This is a genomic window from Aliinostoc sp. HNIBRCY26 (genome assembly GCF_050235535.1).
Taxonomy (GTDB): domain Bacteria; phylum Cyanobacteriota; class Cyanobacteriia; order Cyanobacteriales; family Nostocaceae; genus Trichormus.
This window is the reverse complement of record NZ_CP189852.1, coordinates 4204034-4230001: the sequence shown is the minus strand read 5'-3', so window position 1 is coordinate 4230001 and position 25968 is coordinate 4204034. Positions and strand designations below refer to the sequence as shown.

Genomic DNA, 25968 nt, shown 5'->3' with positions numbered 1-25968 from the left:
AATTCAGTATGAATTGGGTGTGATGAAATTTATCCATGAGTTAGAATCAATACATTTTCAACGTTGGGTTATCTGCTGACTTTGAAAATGTATTTTTTATTTTGAAAATACATTCTTACTCTACTATTACTTGAAAAAACTTCTGGGTAACAAATATTTACTATGATACGATTACCTAACTATCAAATTATAGAGTTAATTGATGATGCTACAAAAACAGCCGTTTACCGGGCAAGACGAAATCAAGATGGTCAGATAGTAATTATTAAACTTTTAAAGACAGAATACCCAGAACTTAAAGATATAGCAGCACTCAAACATGAGTATGAATTAATCAAAAACTTAGACATACAAGGAGTTATTCACACTCATGGACTGGAAAAATATCGTAATGGATTTGCTATTATTTTAGAGAACTTTGATGGTATCTCTCTCCACAAAATAATTCAAAGTCGCAAAATCAGTCTATTAGAATTTATTAACATCGGTATTCAAATTACTCAAGCTTTAGGTGAACTGCATCAGCAATACATTATTCATAAAGATATTAAGCCGCAGAATATTATTCTCAATCAAGAAACTCAGATAATTAAAATTATAGACTTCTCTATTTCGTCTCTATTATCGCAAGAAAAACCCCAACTCAATAACCTTGATTTGCTAGAGGGGACTTTGGCTTATATGTCTCCAGAGCAAACAGGAAGAATGAATCGGTCAGTTGACTACCGCACAGATTTCTATTCTTTAGGTGTAACTTTTTATGAAATGCTGACGGGGCAGCTACCTTTTAATGTCATTGATCCTATGGAATTAGTGCATTATCATATTGCTAAACAGCCGCCACCTGTAAATCAATTAGCTCCCGAAATTCCTGCCGTAATTTCTGCAATGATTATGAAATTACTCAGCAAAACTGCTGAGGAAAGATATCAAAGTGCTTTTGGAATTCAAGCAGATTTGAAAAAGTGTCTCTATGAATTTCAACAAGATGGTTGTATATCTGATTTTGATATTGGTCAATATGATCAGTCAAGTCAATTACATATTCCTGAAAAACTTTATGGTAGAGAAGCAGAAATAAATATTTTAATGACTGCTTTTGACAACATTAATCAAGGTACTAAGGAATTAGTCCTAGTTTCTGGTTATTCAGGTATTGGTAAATCAGCATTGGTTAATGAAATCCATAAACCTATTATCAAAAACCGTGGTTATTTTATCAGTGGTAAATTTGAACAATTTCAGCGTAATATTCCCTATGCTTCATTGATTCAAGCATTTCAAGAGTTAATCCAGCAATTACTAGCAGAGAGTGAAACCCAACTGGCCGATTGGAAAGAAAAACTTCTAGAAGCATTAGGAACTAATGCCCAAGTGATTATTGATGTTATTCCCGAATTAGAACTGATTATTGGTAAACAACCAGAAGTTACACAATTAGCTTCAGCAGAAGCACAAAATCGTTTTAACTTGCTCTTTCAAAGATTCATCAATGTTTTTGCTCAGAAAGAGCATCCATTAGTCTTATTTTTAGATGATTTACAATGGTCAGATTTAGCCTCTCTCAAACTCATTCAACTATTAGCCACAGACCCAGATATTCAATATTTATTAATTATTGGGGCATATCGAGATAATGAAGTTAATGCTCATCATTCATTGATGTTGACTTTACAGGAAATATCGAAAAACAATGTTAATATCCAGACCATTAAATGTCACCCCTTAAAAATTACTGATGTTCAAGTATTAATTCATGAAACACTAAAATGTGAACTAGCAGCAGCTAAAGATTTAGCAGAACTCATTTATAAGAAAACTGCTGGTAATCCTTTCTTTATCAATCAGTTAATTAAATTTATCCATCATGAGAATCTAATTAAGTTTGATTTTATTGCTAACCAATGGCAATGGAAAATTCAGCAGATTCAGTCTTTAGGTATTACTGATAATGTTGTTGAATTGATGGTTGGTAAAATTCAAAAACTCCAAGAAAGTACACAGTATATTTTAAAATTAGCAGCCTGTATTGGTAATCGATTTAATTTAAATATGCTGGCTTATGTGCAGGAAAAATCACCGACTCAATCAGCATCAGAACTTTGGGAAGCTTTACAAGCAGGTTTAATTGTACCTTTAAGTGATAGTTATAAATTACCACAACTATTAGAAGATGTTGATGCGTTTGTAATTGATTATAAATTTCTTCACGATCGCGTGCAACAAGCAGCCTATGCCTTAATTCCTGATGAGGATAAAAAAGCGATTCATTTAAATATTGGTCGAATGCTTTTCAAGAACATAGAGGAGGATAGTTTAGAAGAGAAAATTTTTGATATTGTTAATCATTTAAATATAGCTGCTGAGTTAATCACAGAGCCTCAAGAAAGATATCAGCTAGCTAAATTCAATCTAATGGCTGGATGTAAAGCTAAGGATTCCACAGCTTATGAATCTGCTGTGAAATTTTTTCATCAAGGTCTGATATTCCTAGCAGATGATGCTTGGCAAAATCATTATCAATTAACGTTAAGTCTTTATGTGGAAACTATTGAATCAGAATATTTAAACACCAATTTTGAACAAGCAGAGCCGTTATTTAATTTAGTAATTAGCAACAGTAAGAATCTTTTAGATACAGTCAGAGTCTATGAGAAGAAAATTAAATTTTATGTTGCCCAAAATAAGATGAGGGAAGCCTTAGATTTAGATTTGCAAGTTCTCCAGATGTTGGGAGTGTGCTTATCTCAAACTCCCCCAGCAGACTTAACTATTGAGGACTTAGCAAATCTCCCAGTCATGACTGATCCTGATAAACTAGCTGCTATGCGGATACTCATGACAGCAATGCCACCTGCTTATTTAGCAGATCCTGCACTTTTGCCGCTAATTGCTTTTACAATGGTTGATTTATGTGTGCAGTACGGTAATTCATCTTTTGCAGCTTATGCCTATGGTTTTTACGGGTTAATTTTATGTGGCCCTCTGCAAGATATCGAATCAGGATACAGATTTGGTAAATTATCATTGCAGATTTTAGATAAGTTCAATGCCAAAGAAATTAAAGCTAAAGTATACGCTCTGTTTAATATTTTTGTGAGACATTGGAAAGAACATATTCAGACAACCATAGAACCACTGAGAGAAGGTGTAGAAAGTGGTTTAGAAACAGGCGATATTGAGTATGTTGGTTACAACGGTATGTTGGCTTGCTGGCATCCTTTTCTAGCAGGTGAAAAATTAGAAATAGTTGAACAATTACTAGAAAATTATATTAAATTATCACACAAAATAAAACAAGATCATTTTTCTTTCTGCTTATTAATCTTAAAGGAAATGATAGTTGAGTTAATGCAGGGTGTAAGCAATAAGCACTACTTAGAAGGTGAAAGCTTTAATCAATCGATCATGCTGAAAATGTCCGGTAATATTACAGCCATTTTCTATGCTTATCTTTCTAAAAGTATTTTGAGTTATTTGTTTGGAGACTACCTAAATTCTATTAAGAATGCTCAAACAGCTCAGGAATATGAGGTCGCTGTGGGAGGGACTGTATATTTAGTAGAATATAAATTTTACTATTCCCTAGCACTACTTGCTATTTATTTAGAGCCAAATTTACCAGCAGATATCAAGAGTGAATATAACTTACAATCTGTCATAGAAAAAGTAGACTTAAATCAGCAACAATTGGCATTTTGGGCAAATCACGCACCTGTGAATCATCAGCATAAGTATGAACTAGTAGCGGCAGAAAGAGCAAGAGTTTTAGGCGAAACTCTTGCGGCGATGGAATACTATGATTGTGCAGTTAGGGGTGCAAGTAACTCTGGCTATAGTCAGGAAGAGGCCTTAGCTTATGAACGCGCAGCAGAGTTTTATCTGAGTTTAGGAAGAAATGAATTTGCTTCCCTATATATGACAAAAGCACACTATGGTTATCGTCACTGGGGTGCAACTGCTAAAGTTAGAGACTTAGAATTGAAGCACTCAGAATTGATTGCTAAAGTTTCTACACAATATCAAGTAGGATTTACCAGTAATAATATTACTGCTTCTACAGGCAGTGCAAAAGCTAGCGAATTAGATTTAATTACGGTTATTAAAGCATCACAAGCATTATCGGAAGTCATTTTATTAGATAATCTTCTAGAGAAGTTAATGACGATTGTTATTGAAAATGCCGGGGCGCAAACTGGTATTTTAATTCTAGAGAAAGATGGTAAGTTATTTATTGAGGCTCAAGCTTGTGTAGACACACAAAATTTGACTGTTGGTCAATCAGTACCAGTAGATAATCATCAGTTACTGCCTTTATCTATAATTAATTATGTAGCCAGAACGAAAAAAGATGTGGTTCTTAGCAATGCTTGTAATGAAGGTAATTTTGCCCTAGATCCTTACATTAATAAGAATCGAATTAAGTCACTGATGTGTACTTCTATAGTAAATCAGGGTAAATTAATCGGGTTACTTTACTTAGAAAATAATTTAACATTAGGGGCTTTTACTCCTAATAGAATACAGATATTAAAAATTCTCTCGTCTCAAGCTGCCATATCTATCGAAAATGCCCATTTTTATGCAGAGTTAGAAGAAAAGATTCAGGTAAGAACTAGGGAATTAAAAGATAAAAATATCCAATTAAACCAGACTCTACAAGAATTAAAAGTTACTCAAACCCAACTCATTCAAACGGAAAAAATGTCCAGTTTGGGTCAAATGGTAGCAGGGATTGCTCACGAAATTAATAATCCAGTGAATTTTATTCATGGTAATTTAGGTCATATAGACGGTTACAGCCAAGATTTACTAACTTTAATTAGCATTTATCAAGACACATATCCTGATACTGCACCAGAAGTGGCAGAATTTTTAGAAGATGTCGATATAGAGTTTATTAGAAAAGACATACCGAAGATTTTATCTTCTATGAAAATTGGAACACAGCGCATCCGAGAAATTGTGTTGACGCTGCGTAACTTCTCTCGCTTAGATGAGGCTGACATGAAACCAGTCAACATTCATGAGGGAATTGAAAGTACATTATTAATTTTACAGAGTCGTCTGCAACCAAAACCTGGTCAGCCTGCAATTGAAATTATCAAAGATTATGGTAACTTACCAAAGGTTGAATGTTATGCAGGTCAACTTAATCAGGCATTTATGAATATCTTGAATAATGCAATTGATGCTACGGAGAAGCGAAATCAGGAAAGAACAACAGAAGAAATTAAGCATAATTCTAGCGCGATCGCTATTCGTACCCAAGTAGTCAGTCCTGATTTTGTCGCCATTAGTATTAAGGATCATGGTGTAGGTATAGAAGATAGTATCAAACAGAAAATATTTGATCCGTTCTTCACTACTAAACCAGTGGGACAAGGTACTGGTTTAGGATTATCCATCACTTATCAAATTATCGTCGATAAACATCAAGGGACGATAGAGTGTGTTTCTGAACCAGGAAGAGGTACAGAGTTGATTATTCAAATACCTTGTCGGCAAAAATGACCAATCTAGCATGAGTATGCTAGCAAACAAGCGGGTTTGAGGCTGAAAGAGACTGATACCTGATCTACTGAGTTGTCACTTATTCTCAGTGGATGTTAGTTTTGCAGCAAGTAAGGGAAGACTAATATTAGTTGACTGTCAATGCTACTTAAGGAAGATATTTTGACTTTGGTCAATGATTTTTCTCGAACAAAACCCTATTGACAACTTTTTTGTGTAGATATTTAGGAATCAATACTACTATGGCTCAAATCTCTTCGCTCGACAAGGAAATAGAATCCCTAGAGTTACCAATTGAACGCGATCAGTTTTTGCGTACAGTCATTCGAGAGTTAGCTGGCACGTTACAGGATGTGGTTGGTGTGGAAGAGGCAGCAGGGTTTCTCAATGTGGTTGGGTATCGCACCGGGCAACACGTCAACCAGATATACCATAACGCGCTACAACTTTCTAATCTTTCTCGTGAACAGGTAACTGCCGTCCTTGTCGATTGGAAACGCCGCATTCAAGGGGACTTTTACGTAATTGAAGAAACTGATGAAAAGATTGTTTTAGGCAATCGTAAATGCCCTTTTGCAGAACAAGTAGAAGGGCGTGAAGCTATGTGTGTCATGACATCTAATATCTTTGGCGCGATCGCAGCAGACAATCTCGGCTACGCTAGGGTCGAGTTAGAAGACACCATCGCTAGAGGCGGACAAGAGTGCAAAGTTGTCATACATTTAAAACCTAGCGAAGCATCAGAAGAGTTTATTGGGCAAGAATATTTCAAATTGTAGTAACAGCATCAAGCGGAAATTCGCAGATTATCACTATTTCTCTGCTAGATATTTTCGGTGAAGTTGACTCCTCAATGGCTTAGTCTTTTAGTCTGTTAGTTTTTCACACCTCAGCAAAGAAACTGCTGTGATACATCAAAATCATGAAACCTGATCAATTTTTAGCTTTTGCCCAGGTTTTACCAGAACCTATGCTACTTGTAACCAGTGCAGGTGAAATTTTGGCAGCTAATCTAGCTGCTGCCAAATTATTTAGTAAAACTAGTAAAGCGATGATTGGTCTGAATTTCAGCGAGTTGGTTAATGATTCTCCAGAGAAAGTCAACAACTATCTGCAAGTTTGCGCCCAAAGTCGTCAGATGATTTTGGGTGCTTTCACTATTCAACAAACCCAAGGGGAAGAAATTTCTTGTCGCAGTCAAGGTGCTGTAGTGCAACCGCGATCGCCTCAAAGCCCAGCGATCAATTTACTGCGCCTGGAAAAAAGAACGAGTAATGAATTTGTAGTGCTTAACCAAAAAATTCATGCACTGAGTCAGGAGATTAAACAACGCCAACGCATTGAAGCAGAACTGGTTCAATCTAACGAAACTTTAAAACAAACTTTAATCAAACTGCAAAATGCTCTAGAATCTGTCCAAACAGAAAAGATGTCTGGTTTAGGACAGTTAGTGGCAGGAATTGCCCATGAAATTAATAATCCAATTAGCTTTATTCATGGGAATCTTGCTTATGCTGCTCAATATTATGATGATTTACTAAAATTAATTCACCTCTATCAGCAAGAATATCCCCATCCGAGCCAAGTAATTCAACAGGAAATCGAAGCTTTGGAGCTTGAATTTTTGCAAGAGGATATCACAAAATTACTTCAGTCAATGCAGACAGGTTCTAAGCGCGTAGCTGAGATTGTACAATCTTTGCGAAACTTTTCTCGCTTAGACGAAGCAAAATTCAAACTAGTGGATATTCATGAAGGTTTAGAGGCTACATTGATGATTTTACAAGGTCGCCTGCATTCAATTAGTCACACTCGAATTGAAGTGATTAGAGAATATGGCAAATTACAATTAATTTATTGTTCTCCTTGTCAACTCAATCAAGTGTTTATGAATATTTTAAATAATTCGATTGATGCTTTAGAAGAAGATGAAAAATCACAAGGTTCTCTCACCGAAAAATCATCGTCAGAACTAATACAAAATCATCCTAGTAGTATCTGGATTCGGACAGAGAAAATCAGCGATCGCTACATCGCAATTCGCATCCGAGACAACGGTAAAGGCATCCCTAGTGAAATCCGTCATCAAATATTTAATCCTTTCTTTACCACTAAGCCAATTGGTAAAGGCACAGGATTAGGACTATCAATTAGTTACCAAATCATTGAGAGCCATAATGGTCGAATTAATATGATCTCTGAGCCAGACTTGGGAACAGAGTTTACTATTGAGTTACCTATTGTTGAAGAGCAAGACTACAGAGACTACTGATATCATCAATAAAACTAATTCGCAATGGGCTAACGCCCCGCTTCGCTAACGCAATGGACTAACGTCCCGCTACGCTAACGCAATTCGCAATTCGCAATAAAACCAAAAAGTCAAAATTGCTATGAGGCAGATGATTTATACCAAGTTTTTTGCCACTGTTGCATTTGATTAATTTCAGTATTCTGCCCTTTGATAATGGCTTGCGCTAAATTTTTGATTTCTGGACGTTGGGATTTTTGCAAAGCATCTTTAGCCATCACTACAGCTGCTTCATGATGGGGAATCATCGCATTAATAAAACGCAAATCAAATTCTGCATCAGCTTCGCCTAAATTCACATCCATCATCATGGACTGCATTTGCTCAGAGGACATGGGCATCATATGACCCATTTTGGCATCATAAGCCATCGGTTGATTTCCTGCTTTGGGATACCAAGTTTTACGCCACCGTTTCATCTGATTAATTTCTTGTGTCTGCGCTTTGATAATCTCATCTGCTAATTGTTTAATTTCAGGACGGGTGGATTTTTGTTTGGCAACATTTGCCATGTTCAACGCCCCTTGATGATGGGGAATCATCGCATCAATAAATCGCAAGTCATAGTTAGCATCGGCTGGCCCCAAATCCATTGCCATATTATGATTCATGTCATGATGATTCATGTGGTGCTGATTGCTAGTATCAGCAGTCTGAGAATTGCGATTTTGAGCTTGAGAAGTTGTTGAACAGGCTGTTAATAGTGCCAAACTAAAAGCCAAAAAGCTGTTTTGCCAATTTATAAATTGCATAGTCTTCATTCCCCATCACGGATTGTTCTTTAATTCTGAACTATCCATCTAACTGGAGAGTCAATCAATTTTAGATTTTGGATTTTAGATTTTAGATTCAAGTCGCCCTACTTCCTGCCTCTTGTACGTAGTAATCAAAGCGTTGGCGGAGTTGTTCTATAGTTAAATTTTGTGTCCAGTATTCTACCAAGGCGTGACCAAATGCCCAGGCGTTGCGTTCTGGGGTGGTGGGGTTTTCTAACAGTAATGGCCACAGAGATAACAAATCAAATTTTGCTGGTTTTAATAAAGAAAATAAATCATAAGCCATCTGGAGTTTACCAATCACTATCGGTAACTGTTCCACGGGGATTTGTTCTGCCAGGATATACGCCAAAGTCGGAGAACCTGTTGATAATGTGGCAATAAACTGAAGTACCGGACTTTTTAGCAGTGCTGTTAATCCTTGGGTAGTTGCCATTTGAAAGGTGTAATGGTCGATAATTTTGGCAGCCGCTACTGTGCGGGCTTCACGATTACGTAAAAATCTGGCGAGTCGCAGTTGCTTGGCTGGTGCGATCGCTTCTATGATTCCTAAAGATAAAGCATCTATACCCCAAGCCATCCGCCCAGTATTTACATCACTAGTCACCACAGGTAACACTAAATTACAAAATTCTCCCAATAATTCCGCACGATAGGCTGTAGCTTCACGAATGGTGATTTCTTTGGGTTTATCGCCATCTTGCCAATTATAAGGCGGTTGCCACTCTCTAATCGGACGTAACTTATCTACTTGCGTCACAACGGCGATCGCTGGTATATCTGCAACGGTGGCTTTGATGGCTTGCAGAAAATCTACATCCATTTGCAAGGCGGGATCAAGCACAGGTGTAACTAACAACAATAAATCGGCGTTAGTGGCGTAGTCTAAGACTAGTTGGCGTAAATCTTCCCGCTTGACTTGTTCGTAACCTGGTGTATCCCACAAATGCAGGGTTTCGCCGTCTTGGGTTTGCCAATGATAGTCTTGAATTTGGTCGGTGCTAGGTAAAACATCAACTTCTGCCATGTCTCCTTGGAATATCGTATTAATCAAACTGCTTTTCCCTGCACCTGTTCTACCCACAAGTAAAATGCTGAGGGGTTTTTGTGCGACTTTTTCGACTGGTTCGGCTTGGGCGAGGATGTTTTGCAGGGTTTGGGTTTGGGTTTTTGCTTGCGTGGTTGCAGGTGTTTCTATGGAGATGGTTTTACCACTGTAAAGTGCGATCGCCTGTCTGCACAAGTTCCTCAAGGCGGCTTCTCGCAATAATTGCCCTAAATTCACCAATAATTGCTGATTTGCTTGATTAGAGTAACCTTTGGTAGCCCGATTAGCCGCCGCCGCCACAGGATTTAATAACCACTGCGCCCAACTCCATGCCCGCAAAACCTTCCGCGCCGATGGTTCTAACTTGCGGTAAACTTCATAGGCTTGGTAAGCTTGCCCCACGGTTACTTGATTGAGTGCAGGTGATAATTTTTGCATCCACTGATCTAAATCATCCACCGTTCCCCGAATCAGTCCATACACTTGAGGAACGTAGATATTTAATAAAGGATACTGCACCTCTGGATTGTAGATATGGGCAACAGCCACGACTAAATCTTGGCAGCGTTGCCAAAAAGTTTGCCAATCTTCCCACATCGGGCGATCGCTTTGGGCGGCGTTGAGAATCTCTTGTAATGCTGCTTCTGCTTGTTGTGTCGCATCAGTGCTAATCGGTGCAGTGGTATCTGCAACAGTAGATTTTAATTCTTCCTGAACTTGCGCGATCGCCGCTTCTACCTGTTTAATTGCAGGTTGCGTCCAATTCACCAACAACCAACGCCAACCCACAAATACTAATGTAAATACCCCCCAAATCCAATTTATCCCCCAAGCATGGATTTGCATTCCGGCGGATACCAACAAAAAAGTCATTATAGAGGCGATCGGCACTGCCAAGACAACCCACTGCCAAACTTTTAAACGCACCATGTCTGAAAGTTATCCTAGTTAGACTCTGATACTGTTATTTTAGGCAGTCCCGATGAAACTTATTTCACAAGCCAAACATGAAAGCGCGACTGTATGTTTACTCAGCACGCTGCTCAACGCCCCGCTATCGCTAACAGCACTTACCACTTTCAACTCAAAAGAAGTAGGAAAACAGCCCCTCTAAAGTCATCGGGCATGAAATTCTACGGTTTTTTCTAAAATTTTGATGTCGTAATGACCAAAGAAATCATTACCAAGTAACCCGATGGGGGCTTTAGGGGCGATCGCTACGTCTACATTCTGCACCGCCGCACCACCAGCCGCCATTGATTTCACCGTACCTATGGGGAGTTCAATTTGTGTTCCGTCGGCAATTTGCGCTGTCATCACTCCTGTTTGTTCAACTTGCAGAGCATTGGCGATTCCCATTGTAATCAGAGTGTTGTTTGCACCTGTGTCAACAATCATCTCAAAGGTTTTGTTGTTATTAAAGGTGACATCAATTACCGGAGTTCTCCCCAAACGCCGTTTAATCGGGACACGAAAAACTTTCTTTTCTGGCTGTGGAGATATTCTTTTTTCACTGTTAGCACCGCAAAGTTTTTCTAATTTAATTGTTCTCCCTGAAGTATCAATCATGAAACATTCCCCAAGGTCTTCAGCCCTTGTCTGATGGGAAAATGAGAAAAACATCAGTATTGGTAAGGATGTTATTAAGGCTGAACTAATATATTTGATAATGTTTTTTGTAGGGGTTTTCATAGGAATTTGATTGTTTATTTAGTAAGTTTTACTCAGACAATTAACTTACTACTTTTGAATCTATTTCATATAGTACATAGATTTACTTATCAATAAATTAAAGTTTAAGTGAAGACTAAATAAAACTACTGACTAGGAATAAAGTGTTGCTAAATCCAGCTACTTTGCTAGTTTATTCACAGTTAGTAGCAGCATGAATAGCCGTAGCGATCGCATTTTTCACCGCTATATCTTTCTGAGATAAATTCACCGCTTCTGTAATGGTGCGTTGTGCTACCACTGCACACACAGCCGCCGCCGCAAAACCATAGACTCCCGCCATTTTAAATAATGTGCCGCATTCCATCTCATAGTTGAGGATATTTAACTGCCGATATTCTGTTGTAATCCCCTGGAGCGATCGCATTAAATAAGGATTAGCAGAATCGGTGCGTTCTTGTCCTTCATAGAAGGTATCGACGGAAGCCGTAACTCCCATGTAGTATTCAACTTCTAATGCTTGTGCAGCTTTGACCAAAGCCACGGTTAAAAATGGGTCAGCTGCGGCTGGATATTCTACTGGTGCGATATCATTGGCTGCACCTTGACGACATAACGCCGCACTACTAATCACAATACTCCCGACGGGAATATGGGTTTGAATTGCACCACAAGTCCCAATCCGAATGATTTGTTTAATCCCTAGCTGCACCAACTCATTCACCACAATACTTAAAGAAGGCGCGCCCATCCCACTGGTAGCAGATATAATCAAGCGACCATTGGGTAAATATCCGAGATAACTATTGAGTCCCCGATTTTCAGACAGCAGCCGCACATCCTGTAAATAAGTGTGAGCAATTAACCGCGCCCTTTCAGGGTCGCCAGATAATAGCGTCATCGTAGGAGGTGTAGAACCTAAATCATCTAGCCCAAAGCCAAGATGATAAAAGTATTGATTTGGCATAGTTTTAAGATGAGCGATCGCCCCAGCAGGATACCATACAATAATTGCGGGCGTGAAAATTGTTAATTAAAAATCTGGGGTAAATCTATTATTAGTAGTAGTGGGTCAAATGTCATAAATGAGGCTACGCCAAAATCGACAAAGCCTTTGCAGGATAGGAATTTCCTGGTTTTAGCAATGGCTATAAGCGTGCCAAATGACCCAGTAGTGGCGTGGCAAGCCTTAAATGTTGCATTAAAAAATCGATTTTATCTGTGTTCATCAGCGTTTATCTGCGTTTTTATCCAAATCTAATGCACTACTTTAGCCTTGCCACGCCACTACATACATTTCTGGAATCAAATATTAGTCCTATATCTTACTACTGAGTTTACTTAAGAACCGTTTTGACCTTTCCATGTCAGATACCATTGTTCATAAAACTTAGACTGGGGATTAATTTTTTGGCGAATCTCTGCCATTTCTTCGGAACGTTTAATACTTTGTGTTAAATAACCCTTATCAAAGGTCAGTTCATAAACTTCCTCATATTTATAAGCTGGTTGAAAGCCAAGATGAACGTATAGATTATGAATAAACTTATTAGCTATTAATAAGCTGCCTGTAAATTCCACAAAATGGTTTAGTTGTTCATAAACAGCACTAGGATGACCCACAGGCGTATCTCGTCCATAAGGAAAGACACCTAAAAAATCTCTGGCTTTACCATGTTTTAAAAGCAGTTTTTCTTTTAAAACCAGGGATATAATTAATTCTTTTAAGTAAAATGTTTCTTCTATTACCTCATAAGTGCAACAATAACCTCGATAACAAGCGGTTGTACCCCACTGAGGATAAAAGCCGTGTTGTGTTGGTTCAAATAATCCTGCACCCTCAACACCAGCAATGCAGAATTTTTGATTTTCATGTATTAATAAATCACTAATTTGTCCAGTCATTTTTTATGTTCATTAAATATGAATTATTGCCCGTACTCTGAAACCCAGGGATCTAACTTAAATTCATTAGACAGGAAATCAATCAAACAACGCACTTTAGCTGGTACAAACCGACTGCGACGATAGACAGCTTGAATAGGTAGTGGAACAGGTTGATAGTCTTTGAGGATCATCTTCAGATTGCCATTTTCTAACGCGTCACCAAATAACCAAATGGGAGAAACCGCAATCCCTAACCCAGCAAATACGGCTGCTCGAATGGCTGTGGAGTTATTTGCTTGAAAGTTACCATTGACTGCGACTTTGATCACTCCCTGATTCCCTTGAAATTGCCATTCATTACCTGTAGCCAAGCGGGTATAAACAATACAGTTATGCTTTACCAATTCTTCTGGTGTTTGCGGTTCACCTGCTTGCTCAAAGTAAGATTGATGTCCAATTGTAATTCGCCTTGTAGTCCCTATGGGTTGGGTAATCAGTGAAGTATCCTGCACGTTACCGATGCGAATTGCTAAATCTACCCCTTCTTCTATCAAGTCTACAAACTGATCTGCCATCATTAAATCAATTTTGATATCTGGGTAGCGTTCCAGAAAGAGTTTTAATCGGGGTATTATTTGCAACTGACCAAAAGCCACGGGACAACTCAACCGCAATACACCCGTAGGCTTTTTTCGTTTTCCCACACTCGATTCTGCCTCTGTAACTGCCTCTAAAACTCGTTGGCAGTGTTCGTAAAAACGGATACCTTCATCAGTTAAACTCAAGGTGCGCGTCGAGCGAACGAGTAACTGAACGTCTAAATATTCCTCTAATGCTGCAATCTGTTTACTGATAGTGGGTTGAGTGGTGTCTAGTTCACGGGCGACGGCGGAAAAACTGCCAGTTTCTACCGTCCTGACAAAGCTTTTCATGCAAGCAATGCGATCCATAGCTCGATTTATTCCAAATAAGAATAAATCATATTCTTTTTTGCTGTCTTCTCAAATATTTGAGCATCAATCATCATAAGGATATCAGCAATAAATGGCACATCAAACGCTGGAGGGTCTTATGGATATTAATGGTTCTATTGCTTTGGTGACGGGTGCAAATCGCGGCATAGGTCAGGCTTTTGTGGAAGCATTGGTGCAAGCAGGTGCTACCCGCATCTATGCAACTGCACGTAATGTGGATAGTTTGAAAGATGTAGTGGCACTTGCTCCCGATAGGATTGTACCTCTAGCATTGGATGTGACAAACCCTGAGCAAATTGCCGCGATCGCTCAAACTGCTCAAGATGTGAATTTGCTAATTAATAATGCTGGAGTGTCCGGTGCAGGCGGCTTTTTTGCTCCCGCGAGTTTGGAAACGGCTCGTTGGGAAATGGAAACCAACTACTTTGGTGTATTAAATATAATTCGTGTCTTCGCGCCTATCCTCAAACAAAATGGCGGTGGGGCGATCGTCAATCTGCTCTCAATTGCATCGATGGTGAATGTTCCGGTTTTTGGTTCATATAGTGCATCAAAAGCAGCTTTGTATTCTTTAACCCAGGGAGTACGAGCAGAATTAGTCAAACAAGGAACACTAGTTGTAGGTGTATTTCCTGGCCCTGTTGATACGGCAATGGCTGAAAATGTCCCCCTTGATAAAGTACCCCCCATTCAGATTGCTCAAGCTACATTGCAAGCAGTAGAACAGGGCGTTGAAGATGTGCAGCCTGATCCGGTTTCTCGGCAAGTATTTGCAGGTGTTCGACAAGACCCTAAAGCCGTTGAAAAGCAATTTGCAGGTATGCTGCCTTAGTGAGTTTAGGGGTTTAGGGGTGTAAGGGTGTAGGGGTGTAGGGGAGAAAAATGTTTCTTCCGTAAGGAACTTCCAACTAAAAAAATATTCCATCTGTAGGGTGCGTCAGTGTAAGCAACCTTCGCTACACCTAGATATTCTTTGTACTGACGCACCCTACTGGACTGGCACTACACCATCACCATCCATCCTGACAAATGGTTTCAGTCCCCTTGCGGGGAAATGGTTAGTGGAAACCAAGTAATCTTTGTCAGCGATATGAAGCCTTATTGGCGGTTTCAGTCCCCTTGCGGGGAAATGGTTAGTGGAAACCTTAGTAGCCCAAGGGTCTTGGGAACCTGGATGGTTGTTTCAGTCCCCTTGCGGGGAAATGGTTAATGGAAACATACAAATCAAATATTTGCTACATATCCTTTAGAGTTTCAGTCCCCTTGCGGGGAAATGGTTAATGGAAACAGCAAAGCGTTCTGGTTGAATGCACAAACATGGATGTGTTTCAGTCCCCTTGCGGGGAAATGGTTAATGGAAACATAACTCTACTCCCCCCTGCTGCCCCGACTCAAATAAATTGTTTCAGTCCCCTTGCGGGGAAATGGTTAATGGAAACAAGGCACTCCATCCATCAGATAATCAGTGCGACCTTCGTTTCAGTCCCCTTGCGGGGAAATGGTTAATGGAAACTCACCCGAATCACTCAATGGCTACAACTTGACCGTCGTTTCAGTCCCCTTGCGGGGAAATGGTTAATGGAAACAATAACAGCACAATCTCAAAAAATTGCAGAAATAAAGTTTCAGTCCCCTTGCGGGGAAATGGTTAATGGAAACATGGGTATTAAAATTTGATATCCAGCGTGCAAAAGAGGAGTTTCAGTCCCCTTGCGGGGAAATGGTTAATGGAAACCGGTGATCGCGATCGCTAGTAGGTAACTATATCCTTGTTTCAGTCCCCTTGCGGGGAAATGGTTAATGGAAACCCACTTTATAATTATCATTTAAGTCTATATATCCGGTTTCAGTCCCCTTGCGGGGAAATGGTTAATGGAAACCTTGGAATAGCTACCACCCATTGATCTAACCAGTTCCGTTTCAGTCCCCTTGCGGGGAAATGGTTAATGGAAACTTATATTTTGCAGTAGCATCAAACAAAGTAAGAAATTGTTTCAGTCCCCTTGCGGGGAAATGGTTAATGGAAACGTGTCAGACTCGTTGTATTGGGCGAGTCAGCAGGCGGCAAGTTTCAGTCCCCTTGCGGGGAAATGGTTAATGGAAACCCAAGAAGATTGGGAAGAAGGGAGCAAACACTTCAGGTTTCAGTCCCCTTGCGGGGAAATGGTTAATGGAAACAGTCCCCTGGATGGTACACAGAGACCTATGGAGCATGTTTCAGTCCCCTTGCGGGGAAATGGTTAATGGAAACATAATTGCCGTTTTTCGTAGAGTTCAATAAATGCAGTGTTTCAGTCCCCTTGCGGGGAAATGGTTAATGGAAACCTGTATAGAACGTTAAATTTGACAAGGACGCGAGCAACGGTTTGTTTCAGTCCCCTTGCGGGGAAATGGTTAATGGAAACTCAACAATGTATTGTGAAAGTTCTACATTCTCTGAAGTTTCAGTCCCCTTGCGGGGAAATGGTTAATGGAAACCCTGATATTAATGGTTGTAATAGTTGTCAGATTGTCTGTCCTGTTTCAGTCCCCTTGCGGGGAAATGGTTAATGGAAACAAAAACAAGGAAACAACTCTCATGTCTAACGAACAAATGTTTCAGTCCCCTTGCGGGGAAATGGTTAATGGAAACCTTCTTGAAAAATTTTTCAGGAACTCCAAGCCGCTAGTCCTTGTTTCAGTCCCCTTGCGGGGAAATGGTTAATGGAAACTCTTTGTATGTCTTCTTTAAAACCCTTTGATTTTCATGTTTCAGTCCCCTTGCGGGGAAATGGTTAATGGAAACATGGCACAGCAACCCCAGGCGGTCGTCAGCCTGCTAGGTTTCAGTCCCCTTGCGGGGAAATGGTTAATGGAAACTTTATCTTTAGGTGGAGTCAAGCCATATAAGGCTTGTTTCAGTCCCCTTGCGGGGAAATGGTTAATGGAAACTCATAATAGCCTTCAACTTTTTTGGAATTCATATTCAGGTTTCAGTCCCCTTGCGGGGAAATGGTTAATGGAAACCTAGAACAGTGATGAAGCCGACACGAGTATCCCGGTTTCAGTCCCCTTGCGGGGAAATGGTTAATGGAAACACTACATCTGACCTTTTGTAAAACTGCGTGTTTACCGTTTCAGTCCCCTTGCGGGGAAATGGTTAATGGAAACTTGACGAAGCTTACCTTGAACTAGGCGAATAACACATGTTTCAGTCCCCTTGCGGGGAAATGGTTAATGGAAACTCAAAACCTCGTTGTATATGTCGTGGAACTTCTTAAGTTTCAGTCCCCTTGCGGGGAAATGGTTAATGGAAACTGCTCGGTACTGAAACTTATATAGAGCAAGCTTCCTGGGAAGCATTTTGACGAGTCGCAAAATCAGGTCGATTTCAGCCCACCTTATTGCGAGTAATTCTCAACTTCCCGAATTCTCGAAACGCTATAATTATTATGTTGTCAAGGTTCTGGCGATTTTGACGAATCCCTGGGCTTTTTGACCCCGCTTTGATTTGTCAAACATCAAGCTAATTACCTAATAATAAAATGACTATTTTCTATTGTCGAGTATTTTTTGGAGTTTAGTCACAAAAATTAAGTGACAAACCTTTTTTGTACAAAATGGTACGGCTAGTAGTTCACCAACCCCAAAATTGCTAGGCTAAGGCAAGCTGTTCTTGAGCAGGGGAAGCAGGGGAAGCAGGGGGAGAAAGAGATTTTTTTTGCTGCTATTAACCTTACAAAGTTCTCTTGGCAGACTACTAGAGTAAATCAATAGCGTTATCTGTTCCTGACTTTTCACGTCATGTGGAAAATTTAACGCCAGACCTAACCCCCCAGCCCCCTTCCCTACTAGGGAAGGGGGAGAAATCAAAGCCTCTCTCCTTGCAGGGGAGAGGTTTGGAGAGGGGTTTTCCAGATACCGTGAAAAGTCAGTCTCTGTCCTCAGTCTTGTCTTTCTTACATATTACATATATAATACAAAATATATTACTGCATCGACAGTAAGTATTTGTCGCTTTAAAAAAAGGAAGTCGTTATGATTCCCCGAACACGTATCCGAAATATTGGTATATCTGCTCACATCGACTCTGGTAAAACTACACTTTCAGAGCGCATTCTCTTCTATACGGGCAGAATCCATGCAATTGAGGAAGTACGGGGAGGCGGCAAAGGTGCAACAATGGACTTTATGCCAGAGGAAAAGTTACACGGTATTACCATCACCTCTGCTGCTACAACCTGTCAATGGCACGATACACAAATTAATCTGATTGATACACCCGGACACGTAGATTTTACGATAGAAGTTGAGCGTGCTTTGCGGGTGTTGGATGGGGCTGTGATGTTGTTGTGTGCTGTAGCTGGTGTACAGTCCCAATCAATCACTGTAGACCGTCAGATGAAACGTTATCGGATTCCCCGATTGGCGTTTATTAACAAAATGGATCGGGTGGGTGCAAATCCTTTCCGTGTAGTACAGGCGATGCACGACAGACTGCAATTAAATGCTGTGTTGTTGCAGTACCCCATCGGTAGTGAAGACCAATTCCAAGGGGTGATTGACCTTGTGGAAATGAACGCCCATTATTTTGAGGGGGAAAATGGGGAAAATTGGCTGCAAAAACCTATTCCTGAGCATTTACTTGCAGAAGCGCAGGAAGCACGGGAAAAAATGCTAGATGCGTTATCGCTATTCTCTGAGGCGATGACAGAGAAATTATTGGCGGGTGAGGAAGTTCCTAAAGCAATGATTTGGGAAACAATTCGCCAAGCTACTCTCAGTCTGCAACTTACACCTGTGCTATTAGGTTCAGCCTTTAAAAATAAGGGTGTACAGAACTTATTAGATGCGATCGCTCTTTATCTCCCATCTCCTATTGATAGGGAAGTAGTCAAAACTGCTGAGGGCGTAAGTGTCTATCCTAACCTTGACGATTCCTTGGTGGCGTTGGCGTTTAAACTCACAGTCGAGTCCTTTGGACAATTGACCTACACCCGCATTTACTCCGGGACGTTGAAAACTGGTGATACCGTCTACAACTCCCGCACCAAACAACGGCTGCAAATCGGGCGTTTAGTGAGAATGCACGCCAATAAACGGGAAGAAATCAAAGAGGCGGTAGCGGGGGATATCATCGCCCTTTTGGGTGTAGATTGTGCTTCCGGTGATACCTTCTGTAGTGGAGAACCGTTTGTGTCTCTTGAGGGGATGTATGTACCCGAACCAGTGATTACATTGGCGATTACACCCAAAAAACAGGAAGATAGCGATCGCCTCGCCAAAGCCTTGCACCGCTTCCAGAAGGAAGACCCGACTTTTCGCTTGAGTATTGACCCCGAACTAGGTACAACCTTAATTTCTGGGATGGGAGAACTACATCTGGAAATTTACGTAGAACGCCTGCAACGGGAATACAACACCGACGTTTATGTCGGTCAACCGGCGGTAGCCTATCGGGAAACCATCAGCCAAAAAGCTCACTTTGACTATCGACTGAAAAAACAATCCGGTGGTTCTGGTCAATTCGCCCATGTCAAAGGCTGGATTGAACCCACCACAGAACCCTTTGTGTTTGAAAATCAAGTAGTCGGCGGTGTAATTCCCAAAGAGTTTATCCCCGCTTGTGAGAAAGGTTTCCGTGAAGCCATCCAATCAGGACAGCTAGAAGGCTACCCAGTCACAGGAGTAAAAGTCGTGCTAGATGGTGGTTCTTATCATAAAGTAGATTCTTCGGAATTAGCTTTTAGAGCCGCAGCCCATCAAGCTTTAGAGGAAGCCTTAACTCAAGCTAAACCTTATATCCTCGAACCCATCATGCTGGTAGAAGTGGAAACACCAAACGAGTTTTTGGGAAGAGTCCAGGGTGATTTGTCTTCCCGTCGCGGTGTATTGCTGGGTTCAGAAACCATGCAAACTTACTCCGTAATTCAAGCGGAAGTTCCATTAGTGCAGATGTTTGGTTATTCTACCGACTTGCGATCGCTCACTGCGGGAATGGCGACATTCTCAATGGAGTTTGCTTGTTACCGTCAAGGAAGGAGTAATGAGTAATGAGTAATGAGTAATGAGTGCTGAGTTTTGTTAGCGGTAGCGCGGCGTTTAGCCGGTGCTGAGTTTTGAGTGGTGGGTGTTTAGTAGAGACGTTGTATACAACGTCTCTACAACTTTAACGAGCCTTTTCAGGGTGGGAACATTCCCCAATGCCCAATGCCCAATGCCCAATCCCCAATGCCCAATGCCCAATCCCCAGTCCCCAATCCCCAGTCCCTAATCCCCAATCCCCAATCCCCAATAACGTCAGACTCCCACCCAGATACTACCTTCTTCCACACGGGTAGGAAAAACAGACAGAGCTTTTTCTTTGGAAATCATACCCATGACTTTACCGATACCAGGGGGGAAAGGTGTCCAGTCTTTGGGATTACCGGTGGATAAATCAAAAGCACTGCGGTGGAAAGGACAGACAATAGCCCCATCATCGGTGATTTTCCCTTTTTGCATGGGTAATTTGAGATGAGGACAGGAATTTTCTACGGCGAAAACTTGGTTATTGTGGTGAAGTAAAAGGATGTTGCGTTGTTCTACTTTTACCACTTTGCGTCCGTTGGGTGGCAGTTCATCTTGGGGAAGAACTTTAATCCAGTTCATTGATACCTCTCTTGATCTTTTAAAGGATGCAGGCAATTAAGTACATCATTCCACAAGTTTGGCCGAGAAATGTTAGTTTAGCTTGGTGATAGGGAATCATATATTGACACCCATAAACACCATAACTATTTAAGTCAACTACAGTTTGAATGTTAAAGTATACTTATTAACTACACGCTCAAAATTGCAGTCGTGTAGAATTTTTTTCTATGTTAAATTTGAAACATAAAATAAGCTGTTAGTAATATTGAAAAAACAGGAGAAAAGCAGGATGACGAGGAATTCACAACAGATTACACTGTGGGTAATGTCAAATACTAGTTGCTAAAGCAACACATAAAAAATTTTCTAACGTTACAATCCTGCTATATCAAAAATTACCTATGTCAGCGCAACAGCGTAGTTTTGGGGAGACAGCTGATTTGATGATTGGTGTTCACAACCAGGAGAATCAGGCCTTAGCAGTAAATGCTTCTCCTGTCGGGAATCTAGCCCGACGCAAAGGCACTATTTCCACCTTTCTAGCTCCCCTAACTCAAGACACTTTTAAACAAGTTGTTACAGAAGTTGAGCAGAAGTTACATATTGTGCATCAAACCCTGTCCATGTTGGATTCTCAGGGTTTTGAGACAATTCTGCAAGAAATGTTGCACTCGATTACGTTGAAAACTGGGGAATTATTGGGAGCAGACAGAACAACTATATTTTTGTTGGATGAAGAAAAACAAGAGTTGTGGTCAATTGTCGCGGAAGGTGAGGGTAAACGTTCTTTAGAAATTCGCATTCCCGCCGATAAAGGAATTGCGGGGGAAGTGGCGACTTTTAAGCAGGTGGTAAATATTCCCTTTGATTTTTATAGTGACCCACGGTCGATATTTGCCCAAAAACAAGAGAAAATCACGGGCTATCGCACTTACACTATGCTGGCCTTACCGCTACTCAATGAACAAGGGCAATTAGTGGCGGTAGTACAGTTACTCAATAAATTAAAACCTACACAGCAGCCAGATGCGCCACTGGCGGAACGGGTTGATCCTGTAGGCTTCACTGGTGCTGATGAGCAATTATTTCAAGAATTTGCCCCTTCTATTCGCCTGATTTTAGAATCGTCTCGCTCTTTTTACATCGCTACACAAAAACAAAGAGCCGCAGCTGCGATGATGAAGGCGGTGAAATCCCTAAGTCAAAGCAGTCTGGACTTAGAAGACACCCTCAAAAGGGTGATGGATGAAGCCAAAGAATTAATGAACGCCGATCGCAGTACACTATGGTTAATAGACCGCGATCGCCATGAACTCTGGACAAAAATTACCCAAGATAATGGTTCAACCAGAGAATTACGTGTGACCATTGGTAAGGGTTTTGTGGGAATAGTCGCCGCATCCGGTCAAAAACTCAATATTCCCTTTGATTTATACGATCATTCAGACTCAGAAACCGCCAAATATCTGGATCAGCAAAATGGCTACCGGACTTGTAGTTTACTGTGTATGCCCGTATTTAATGCTGATCAAGAGTTAATTGGGGTGACACAATTAGTCAATAAAAAGAAATCTGGGGATTTTCCGCCTTATAACCCTGCTGACTGGCCTAAAGCACCGGAATGCTTCCAAGCTAGCTTTGACCGCAACGACGAAGAATTTATGGAAGCTTTCAATATTCAAGCGGGGGTAGCATTACAAAACGCTCAGTTATTTGCCAAAGTCAAACAACAAGAACAATTACAACGGGATATTCTGCGGAGTCTTTCCAATGGCGTGATTTCCACAGATAAATCAGGTGCAATTATTGCAGCCAATGAAAGCGCGAAACGGTTATTGGGATTAGCCGAAGAAGAGCGTATAGAAGGTAAATTAGTTAGTGAAGCGATCGCCATTAAAGAAGGCGATTTTAGTAGGTGGTGTCAAGATGCGTTACTTGGTGCTGATCCCAAGCATCGTCAGCAATATTATCCTGACCGTACCCTGTTGAGTATAGATGCAGAATCAGAACAGCATAGTATTAACTTATCAATTAATACGATCGCCAATGCCAACGACCCCAGCCAAGTAGGTGGCGCGTTGGTAGTCATGGAAGACATTAGCGATGAAAAACGCCTCAAAAGTACAATGTATCGCTACATGACGCAAGAATTAGCCGAGGAATTGCTGAAACTAGATGATGCTAAACTAGGAGGCGATCGCAAGGAAGTTTCTATTTTATTCTCCGATATTCGGGGCTACACCACTTTGACAGAAAATCTAGAAGCAGAAGAAGTGGTGAGTATGCTGAATGAATATTTTGAATCAATGGTAGAGGCTGTATTTAAACACAAAGGGACTCTCGATAAATATATCGGTGATGCGATTATGGCCGTGTTCGGTTCGCCTCTCCCCTTAGAAGAACACGCTTGGATGGCGGTACAAACATCGATAGAAATGCGCCATCGCTTACAAGAATTTAATCAACGTCGTTACGCTGCTAATAAACCCAGAATTAGTATTGGCATTGGGATTAATTCCGATACCGTCATCAGTGGTAACATCGGTTCTAGTAAGCGGATGGAATTCACTGCGATCGGTGATGGTGTCAACTTAGGCTCACGTTTAGAAAGTGTGAGCAAACAATACGGCTGTGACATTATCCTCAGTGATAATACTTTTAAACCCTGTCAAGAAAAAATCTGGGCGCGAGAATTAGACTATATTCGCGTTAAAGGGAGAAACGAGCCGGTAGCTATCTATGAATTAGTGGGTTTACGTTCCGACCCCATCAACAGTGAAAAGCTACAAGTGATCGAACATTATCACAAAGGTCGAGAGTATTATCTTCAACAAGAATTCACTACTGCTAGATCTGAATTTGCCAAAGTTTTAGCCTTTGACAATCAAGATAAAGCCGCTATGTTACACCTTTTGCGTTGTCAACATTGGTTACAATCACCACCAACAACAACCGAATGGGATGAAGGCGTTTGGACTTTCCAAGAGAAATAGGGGTGTGGGGGTGTAGGGGGCAAGATTTTATACCAATACCCAATGCCCAATACCCAATGCCCAATGCCCAATGCCCAATGCCCAATTTATACCACTTTTGCCGCCAAATCTGCGGGACTGATATTTTCGTAATGTTCAAAAGGTTGGCGAATCCAGGGATTATCAGGTAAATAATCAATGTAGTAGTTAGGTGCAAAAATAGAGCAAGCTTTGTACCAAATGACGGCGGTACGAATTTCCTCGATGGGTGTAGTAGTGTTTTCGTATAGCCACGGGATAGTTTCTTTGAGTGTAATTCCTGAGTCTACCAAATCGTCAACTACTAGAATGCGTGAACCTAATGTTTCCGTGGTCATGGTTAAATGACGGGAGAAAATTAAGTTACCTCTGGCTTGTTTGCCTGAACCACTGTAAGACGATGTTGCTAAAATTGCCAAAGGCTGCTGATATATACGAGAAAGGATATCACCAACACGCAGTCCGCCCCTGGCTAAACAAAGTATTTGATTAAATTCCCAACCAGAGTCATAAATACGAGCCGCTAGTTGCTCAATTTTATAATGATACTCTGACCAAGAAACGTAAAGGTCTGGCATAAGGTAGGTATTTTATGGGTGATACTAAAAGCGATGCTGACGCTAAACAAAGCGATCGCAAATTTCATATTTTAGTATGAGTGCAAGACATTATGAACGATTCTACTGCTGATGACTATTCCCAAGAGCATCAAGTCAGTGAAAAACTCGACTTGAAAACTAAAATCGCTTTCGGTGCTGGGGATTTGGGAACAGCTATCACAGCTATGATTGGGATTTCTTACCTATCACCTTTTTTAACAGATGTAGCGGGTTTAAGAGCAGGGTTAGCTGGACTCACCCAACTCATCGGCAAAGTATGGGATGCTATTAATGATCCAATGGTGGGGGTATTAAGCGATCGCACTCAGAGTAGTCAGGGAAGGCGATATCCTTGGATGATTTGGGGTGCAGTTCCTTTTGGAATTTTCTTTTTTTTAAACTGGGTTGTCCCTCAGTTTAGTAGTAATGAAAGTGTAAATGAGTGGGGCTTGTTTTGGTTTTATACTATCGTTTCAGTTTTGTTTAATGCTTTCTATACTATTGTCAATTTACCATATACAGCCCTCACCGCCGAACTGACACAAGACTACGACGAACGCACTAGCCTCAACAGTTTTCGCTTTTTCTTTTCTATCGGTGGAAGTATTTTTGCTGTTTTGCTGGCGTTGGTGATTTCCTTAATCATTCCGCAAAATAAACAACTACAATACATAGTCTTGGGGGCTATTTGTGCAGTTGTCTCGGTGTTTCCTTTGTATTGGTGTGTTTGGGGAACAAAAAAACGCGCCAAAGCAATGGCTAAGTTACATCCCGAAATGGAACAGACGGTATCAATTCCCCTCTGGAAGCAACTCCAAATTGTTTTTACTAATCGCCCTTTTTTGTTTGTTGTTGGGATTTATTTGTGTTCCTGGTTGAGTGTACAGTTGACGGCTAGTATTATTCCTTACTTTGTTGTCAGTTGGATGCGATTACCATCTTGGCATTTTAATTTAGTATTATTGGCAGTCCAAGGTACTGCAATGTCAATGCTCTTTGTCTGGAGTGCCATCAGTAAGCGCGTTGGTAAACAAGCTGTATACTATATGGGTGTGAGTATATGGATTATCGCCCAAGGCGGGTTATTTTTTTTACAGCCTGGACAAGTCACCCTGATGTATATTTTTGCCATCATGGCGGGTTTTGGAGTTTCTACAGCTTACCTTGTACCTTGGTCAATGCTACCTGATGTGATTGAATTAGACGAACTCAAAACTGGACAAAGAAGGGAAGGTATTTTTTATAGTTTCATTGTTTTTATCCAAAAAATTTGTTTAGGCTTGGCGGTGAATATAGTTTTACAAAGGTTAGGTAAGGCTGGCTATATTCCACCCGAACCAAATGTTCCTATTCCAGTACAACCAGATGCTGTGTTAGAGGTGATTCGTGTTTCTATCGGCCCAATACCTGCGATCGCCTTAATTATAGGTTTAATCCTCACCTATTTTTACCCCATTACTCGTGAGATGCACGCCGAAATTCTACTCAAACTCCAAGCACGTCAGCAGCAGCGAGATCACCTGGAATGAAATTGAGTGCTTCAGCTAACGAACACAAGCTTGCAA

General features: G+C 40.7%; 15 protein-coding genes and 1 CRISPR repeat array. Of the genes, 7 read left to right on the top strand and 8 right to left on the bottom strand.

Features of this window, described 5'->3' with window-relative positions; all coding sequences use genetic code 11:
• Positions 1 to 162: 162 nt before the first annotated feature.
• The 3 genes from ACQFX9_RS17895 (at position 163) to ACQFX9_RS17885 (ending at position 7786) form a co-directional block, all read left to right on the top strand.
• The gene (locus ACQFX9_RS17895; protein ID WP_427157388.1) at positions 163 to 5514 is read left to right on the top strand and encodes a trifunctional serine/threonine-protein kinase/ATP-binding protein/sensor histidine kinase; all 5352 of its coding nucleotides are present in this window, start codon (positions 163 to 165) and stop codon (positions 5512 to 5514) included.
• Between the two features lie 242 nt (positions 5515 to 5756).
• Complete coding sequence (locus ACQFX9_RS17890; protein WP_427157386.1) at positions 5757 to 6293, top strand: methanogen output domain 1-containing protein; 537 nt, start codon at positions 5757 to 5759, stop codon at positions 6291 to 6293.
• Between the two features lie 143 nt (positions 6294 to 6436).
• Positions 6437 to 7786: a sensor histidine kinase gene (locus tag ACQFX9_RS17885; protein WP_427157385.1), complete on the top strand. Its 1350-nt coding sequence runs from the start codon at positions 6437 to 6439 to the stop codon at positions 7784 to 7786.
• Between the two features lie 119 nt (positions 7787 to 7905).
• On the opposite strand, the gene ACQFX9_RS17880 is transcribed toward ACQFX9_RS17885, so the two are convergent.
• The 6 genes from ACQFX9_RS17880 to ACQFX9_RS17855 form a co-directional block, all read right to left on the bottom strand.
• Positions 7906 to 8586, bottom strand: coding sequence for a DUF305 domain-containing protein (locus ACQFX9_RS17880; protein WP_427157383.1), 681 nt, complete (start codon positions 8584 to 8586; stop codon positions 7906 to 7908).
• A gap of 88 nt (positions 8587 to 8674) precedes the next feature.
• Positions 8675 to 10579 (bottom strand): GTPase, encoded by a 1905-nt coding sequence (locus ACQFX9_RS17875; protein ID WP_427157381.1) that lies wholly within the window; start codon positions 10577 to 10579, stop codon positions 8675 to 8677.
• A 186-nt stretch (positions 10580 to 10765) separates the two neighbouring features.
• Positions 10766 to 11218, bottom strand: coding sequence for a retropepsin-like aspartic protease family protein (locus ACQFX9_RS17870; RefSeq protein WP_427157380.1), 453 nt, complete (start codon positions 11216 to 11218; stop codon positions 10766 to 10768).
• A 295-nt stretch (positions 11219 to 11513) separates the two neighbouring features.
• On the bottom strand, positions 11514 to 12287 hold the full coding sequence (locus tag ACQFX9_RS17865) for a nucleoside phosphorylase (protein WP_427157379.1): 774 nt from the start codon (positions 12285 to 12287) through the stop codon (positions 11514 to 11516).
• A gap of 374 nt (positions 12288 to 12661) precedes the next feature.
• Positions 12662 to 13225 carry a hypothetical protein gene (locus ACQFX9_RS17860; RefSeq protein WP_427157377.1) on the bottom strand — a complete coding sequence of 188 codons (564 nt, stop codon included), beginning with the start codon at positions 13223 to 13225 and terminating at the stop codon, positions 12662 to 12664.
• 23 nt (positions 13226 to 13248) lie between these two features.
• Complete coding sequence (locus tag ACQFX9_RS17855) at positions 13249 to 14157, bottom strand: LysR substrate-binding domain-containing protein (protein ID WP_427157376.1); 909 nt, start codon at positions 14155 to 14157, stop codon at positions 13249 to 13251.
• Between the two features lie 121 nt (positions 14158 to 14278).
• On the opposite strand from ACQFX9_RS17855, the gene ACQFX9_RS17850 reads away from it, so the two are divergent.
• Together ACQFX9_RS17850 and fusA are read left to right on the top strand one after the other, a co-directional pair.
• On the top strand, positions 14279 to 15013 hold the full coding sequence (locus ACQFX9_RS17850) for an SDR family oxidoreductase (RefSeq protein ID WP_427157374.1): 735 nt from the start codon (positions 14279 to 14281) through the stop codon (positions 15011 to 15013).
• A 200-nt stretch (positions 15014 to 15213) separates the two neighbouring features.
• Positions 15214 to 17478: direct repeats of the CRISPR family, unit length 37 nt; unit sequence GTTTCAGTCCCCTTGCGGGGAAATGGTTAATGGAAAC.
• 720 nt (positions 17479 to 18198) lie between these two features.
• Entirely contained in the window at positions 18199 to 20214 is a 2016-nt protein-coding gene (gene fusA, locus ACQFX9_RS17845; RefSeq protein WP_427157372.1) for an elongation factor G, read from the top strand.
• Between the two features lie 246 nt (positions 20215 to 20460).
• Here fusA and ACQFX9_RS17840 read toward each other — a convergent pair whose 3' ends face one another.
• Positions 20461 to 20811: a Rieske (2Fe-2S) protein gene (locus ACQFX9_RS17840; protein ID WP_236142293.1), complete on the bottom strand. Its 351-nt coding sequence runs from the start codon at positions 20809 to 20811 to the stop codon at positions 20461 to 20463.
• A gap of 383 nt (positions 20812 to 21194) precedes the next feature.
• On the opposite strand from ACQFX9_RS17840, the gene ACQFX9_RS17835 reads away from it, so the two are divergent.
• Positions 21195 to 23786, top strand: a complete 2592-nt coding sequence (locus ACQFX9_RS17835; protein WP_427157370.1) for a GAF domain-containing protein — start codon at positions 21195 to 21197, stop codon at positions 23784 to 23786.
• Between the two features lie 86 nt (positions 23787 to 23872).
• Here the strand turns inward: ACQFX9_RS17835 and ACQFX9_RS17830 are convergent, their stop codons facing one another.
• Entirely contained in the window at positions 23873 to 24382 is a 510-nt protein-coding gene (locus ACQFX9_RS17830; RefSeq protein ID WP_427157369.1) for a phosphoribosyltransferase, read from the bottom strand.
• Between the two features lie 92 nt (positions 24383 to 24474).
• Between ACQFX9_RS17830 and ACQFX9_RS17825 the strand changes: the two genes are divergently transcribed.
• Positions 24475 to 25932 (top strand): MFS transporter, encoded by a 1458-nt coding sequence (locus ACQFX9_RS17825; protein WP_427157368.1) that lies wholly within the window; start codon positions 24475 to 24477, stop codon positions 25930 to 25932.
• Positions 25933 to 25968: the final 36 nt, after the last annotated feature.

What these genes read in the sequence shown, in the direction of transcription:
- ACQFX9_RS17895 (WP_427157388.1), top strand. Translation starts at nt 163, where the DNA reads ATGATACGATTACCTAACTATCAAATTATAGAGTTAATTGATGATGCT.
- ACQFX9_RS17890 (WP_427157386.1), top strand. Translation starts at nt 5,757, where the DNA reads ATGGCTCAAATCTCTTCGCTCGACAAGGAAATAGAATCCCTAGAGTTA.
- ACQFX9_RS17885 (WP_427157385.1), top strand. Translation starts at nt 6,437, where the DNA reads ATGAAACCTGATCAATTTTTAGCTTTTGCCCAGGTTTTACCAGAACCT.
- ACQFX9_RS17880 (WP_427157383.1), bottom strand. Translation starts at nt 8,586, where the DNA reads ATGAAGACTATGCAATTTATAAATTGGCAAAACAGCTTTTTGGCTTTT.
- ACQFX9_RS17875 (WP_427157381.1), bottom strand. Translation starts at nt 10,579, where the DNA reads ATGGTGCGTTTAAAAGTTTGGCAGTGGGTTGTCTTGGCAGTGCCGATC.
- ACQFX9_RS17870 (WP_427157380.1), bottom strand. Translation starts at nt 11,218, where the DNA reads ATGATTGATACTTCAGGGAGAACAATTAAATTAGAAAAACTTTGCGGT.
- ACQFX9_RS17865 (WP_427157379.1), bottom strand. Translation starts at nt 12,287, where the DNA reads ATGCCAAATCAATACTTTTATCATCTTGGCTTTGGGCTAGATGATTTA.
- ACQFX9_RS17860 (WP_427157377.1), bottom strand. Translation starts at nt 13,225, where the DNA reads ATGACTGGACAAATTAGTGATTTATTAATACATGAAAATCAAAAATTC.
- ACQFX9_RS17855 (WP_427157376.1), bottom strand. Translation starts at nt 14,157, where the DNA reads ATGGATCGCATTGCTTGCATGAAAAGCTTTGTCAGGACGGTAGAAACT.
- ACQFX9_RS17850 (WP_427157374.1), top strand. Translation starts at nt 14,279, where the DNA reads ATGGATATTAATGGTTCTATTGCTTTGGTGACGGGTGCAAATCGCGGC.
- fusA (WP_427157372.1), top strand. Translation starts at nt 18,199, where the DNA reads ATGATTCCCCGAACACGTATCCGAAATATTGGTATATCTGCTCACATC.
- ACQFX9_RS17840 (WP_236142293.1), bottom strand. Translation starts at nt 20,811, where the DNA reads ATGAACTGGATTAAAGTTCTTCCCCAAGATGAACTGCCACCCAACGGA.
- ACQFX9_RS17835 (WP_427157370.1), top strand. Translation starts at nt 21,195, where the DNA reads ATGTCAGCGCAACAGCGTAGTTTTGGGGAGACAGCTGATTTGATGATT.
- ACQFX9_RS17830 (WP_427157369.1), bottom strand. Translation starts at nt 24,382, where the DNA reads ATGCCAGACCTTTACGTTTCTTGGTCAGAGTATCATTATAAAATTGAG.
- ACQFX9_RS17825 (WP_427157368.1), top strand. Translation starts at nt 24,475, where the DNA reads ATGAACGATTCTACTGCTGATGACTATTCCCAAGAGCATCAAGTCAGT.